This is a genomic window from Holdemanella sp. MSK.7.32, from assembly GCF_024460475.1.
Lineage (GTDB): Bacteria > Bacillota_I > Bacilli_A > Erysipelotrichales > Erysipelotrichaceae > Holdemanella.
In genome coordinates, this window is the sequence record NZ_JANFYN010000087.1 from 1 (window position 1) to 3,452 (window position 3,452).

The 3,452-nt window shown below is 36.1% G+C and carries 3 protein-coding genes; all 3 read left to right on the plus strand.

All coding sequences use genetic code 11. The features are described from left to right. Positions 1 to 79 precede the first annotated feature (79 nt). Genes NE544_RS11770 through NE544_RS11780 form a run of 3 tightly spaced genes read left to right on the plus strand, consistent with a single transcriptional unit; the run spans position 80 to position 3,407 of the window. Positions 80 to 1,498, plus strand: coding sequence for an APC family permease (locus tag NE544_RS11770; protein WP_118115017.1), 1,419 nt, complete (start codon positions 80 to 82; stop codon positions 1,496 to 1,498). Between the two features lie 53 nt (positions 1,499 to 1,551). Further along, positions 1,552 to 2,874: a M18 family aminopeptidase gene (locus NE544_RS11775; RefSeq protein ID WP_256269471.1), complete on the plus strand. Its 1,323-nt coding sequence runs from the start codon at positions 1,552 to 1,554 to the stop codon at positions 2,872 to 2,874. Beyond that, positions 2,859 to 3,407: a hypothetical protein gene (locus NE544_RS11780; protein ID WP_256269472.1), complete on the plus strand. Its 549-nt coding sequence runs from the start codon at positions 2,859 to 2,861 to the stop codon at positions 3,405 to 3,407. The genes NE544_RS11775 and NE544_RS11780 overlap by 16 nt, the downstream gene beginning before the upstream one ends. Positions 3,408 to 3,452: the final 45 nt, after the last annotated feature.

Genomic DNA, 3,452 nt, shown 5'->3' on the forward strand with positions numbered 1-3,452 from the left:
TGGTGGATTTGGTTTTCAAGTTGACAAAAGTCATTTGTGTTGGGTAAAATTAGTTATAAGTGAAAGAGGAGAGAGTAAAATGAATGATTCACAAAAAATGAAGTGGTACACACTTGCGTTTATGTGTTTTTCAACTCTATGGGGTTTTGGAAACGTATTAAACGGATTTATGTACTTCAACGGAATTCAAGTTATCTTTTCTTGGATTTTGATGTTTGCGTTGTACTTCGTTCCTTATGCATTAATGGTAGGTGAACTTGGTTCTGCATTCAAAAATTCAGGTGGAGGTGTAAGTTCTTGGATTCACGAAACAACAGGTCCTAAAGCTGCATACTATGCAGGTTGGACGTATTGGGCATGTCACATTACGTACATTGCTTCTAAGGGTTCTGGTGGTTTGAAAGCATTAAGCTGGATGATTTTCCAAAACTCAGAAACTTATGCATCTTTTAACACAAAAGCTGTTCAGTTTGCGACTTTAGCTGTTTTATTACTATTTAGTTATGTCGCAAGTCGTGGTTTAAACCCTTTAAAGAAAATGGCTACAATTGCTGGGTCTAGTATGTTCGTTATGAGTATTCTTTATATCGTAATGATGTTTGCGGCTCCAGCTATCAATCCAAATGGTGGATATTTAGCTATGGATTTCAGTTTCAAAAACTTGATTCCAACTTTTGACTGGAAATATTTCAGTTCATTATCAATCTTAGTATTTGCGGTTGGTGGATGTGAAAAGATTTCACCTTATGTAAATAAAGTTGAAGATCCTAGTAGAGGATTCCCTAAGAGTATGATTTTTGCGGCTATCATGGTTATCATTTGTGCTATCTTTGGTACAATCGCAATGGGTATGATGTTTGATCCAGCTGTAATCGATGCTAACTTTGATTCATACAATGCGAATGGTTCTTATTGGGCATTCCAAAGATTAGGTGAATACTATGGTATGGGTAACGTATTGATGATTGTTTATGCAGCTTGTAACTGTATTGGACAATTCTCTACATTAGTCATTAGTATTGATGCGCCTTTGAGAATGTTATTAGATAACGAAGATGCTCGTCAATATATCCCAACTAAGTTATTGCACAAGAATGATGCAGGTGCATATTCAAATGGTATCATCATGGTTGATATTCTTGCCGGTGCAATCATCTTGGCTCAGGCTTTAGTTCCAAATGCAGATACAGTACTTCGTCAGTTGACTCAGTTAAACTCAGTAACAATGCCAATGCGTTACTTGTGGGTATTCTTCGCTTATGTGATGTTGCGTAAGAAAACAGATATTTTCCACCGTGACTATAAATTTGTGAACAACAACACAGTCGCAATCGTATTTGGTGCTTGGTGCTTTATATTAACGGCTGCTTGCTGCTTACTTGGTATGTATAAAGCAGGGGATATGTATACTACAGTCTTAAATATTATCACTCCAGTTGTATTAACAGCTTTAGGATTGATTTTACCAGCAATCAAGAAAAAAGAGGCAAAAAATTAATTTTGCCTTTTCTTCTTATTTGTGGATAATTATAGTCGAGGAGATGTTTAATCATGAATACAATCAAAATTTCAAATGAATTAATTCAATTTATTGAATCAAGCCCTAGTATGTTTCATTCCATCAAAACGATTCGTACATATTTAGATGAGGCTGGATTCACGTATCTTCCTGAGTCTAAAGCTTGGGATGTTAAAGCGGGTGGAAAATATTATACAATTCGTAACCACTCCAGTTTAATTGCATTTAAGGTTGGTAATGATATGGATTCTTATCATTTCCAAATGTGTGCAAGTCACTCGGATTCACCGACATACAAAGTTAAAAATGTGCCTGAGCTTGCGGGTCCAAATGAATATTTGCGTTTAGACGTTGAAGCTTATGGTGGTATGATCGACAACACTTGGTTTGATCGTCCATTAACAGTTGCGGGTCGTGTACTTGTTCGTAATGGGTCTAAGATTGAATCCAAATTATTATATATCGACAAAGATATCTTAATGATTCCAAATGTGGCTATCCACTTCAACCGTGAGGTCAACAATGGTTATAAATATAATCGTCAGATTGATTTGTGCCCTATGTTTTCTTGTGGAGCCCTTAAGAAGGGGGCTTTTGACAAGATGGTTGCGGATGAATTGGGTGTTAAGACTGAAGATATCTTAGGCAAAGACTTATTCTTAGTGAATCGTCAAAAGGGTTTAGTTTGGGGATTGGAAAATGAATTTGTTTCAAGTCCTAAATTGGATGACTTACAATGTGCATTCGTTTCATTAAAGGCATTTATTGCAGCTGAGAATGAAAAGAGTGTCAATGTATATTGTTGCTTCGATAATGAAGAAGTGGGTTCAAACACAAAGCAGGGTGCGATGTCTACATTCTTGAAAGATGTATTGCACCGTATCAATACGGGTTTAGGTAAAACTGAGGATGAATATTATCAGGCTATCGCGAAGACATTCTTAGTAAGTTGTGATAATGCGCATGCTCTACATCCAAATCATGCAGAAAAGACAGATGCCGTAAACTTTGTCACAATGAATGGTGGTATTGTCATTAAGGAAAGTGCAAACCAGAAATATACAACAGATGCATTTAGTCGTGCCTTATTTACAGGTGTATGTCAGAATGTGAATGTGCCAGTACAAAGCTTTGCGAATCGTAGTGATGTAGTGGGTGGTTCTACTTTGGGTAACTTATCCAATACGCAGGTAAGTGTGCATGCGGTAGACTTTGGCTTGGCTCAGCTTGCGATGCATTCTTGTTTTGAAACTGCAGGTGTTAAGGATACTGAATATGCGATTGTCGCATTGAAGGAATTCTATGAAACAAATGTGCAGATTGAAGAAGCTGAATCTGTATGTCTAGAGAAGTAATCATTCAAAGAATAGAAAAGTCGGATTTAATCGATGCGAAAAAGGAATTGATGATCGATCTAGTGAATTCAAAAAAAGAAAATGATTTTGATAAGAAAGTGGATCGTTTGTATCGTCAGTTTTCTAAGAGTTCTACGTTTAAAAAACATGCCGAAAAAATGGTGGTTCGTGATGATGAAAAACTAAAGATTTGTAACATGATGCTTGTGATGAGTGTGACATTGACTTTGTTCTTTTTAAAGGCGGTCTTGTTTTCAAGTTATGTTGTGAACTTTAGTGTGGATGCCATTGTCGGATGTGCAGCACTTGTATTTTCATTCATCAATGTACGTACAAAGTATCGAACGCTTCAGCAGTATGATTTAGTTCGTGACTTTGTCTATTTGGATGTTTTATCTTTGATTTTATGTATATTATTTAAGATGTTCTTTCCTGTGCAAGTTGATTTTTCATTGATTATTTTATTGGTGGATTATTATTTGTGTAAGAAAAGATTTAAGGAAAAGGCATTTCAAAAATTAGAGGCGCAATAAATTTGGATGGGGTTATGTGAATTTGCTCTCCAAGAATTTAAGGGG

Coding starts and splice junctions, on each gene's coding strand:
- NE544_RS11775 (WP_256269471.1), top strand. CDS start 1,552: ATGAATACAATCAAAATTTCAAATGAATTAATTCAATTTATTGAATCA.
- NE544_RS11780 (WP_256269472.1), top strand. CDS start 2,859: ATGTCTAGAGAAGTAATCATTCAAAGAATAGAAAAGTCGGATTTAATC.
- NE544_RS11770 (WP_118115017.1), top strand. CDS start 80: ATGAATGATTCACAAAAAATGAAGTGGTACACACTTGCGTTTATGTGT.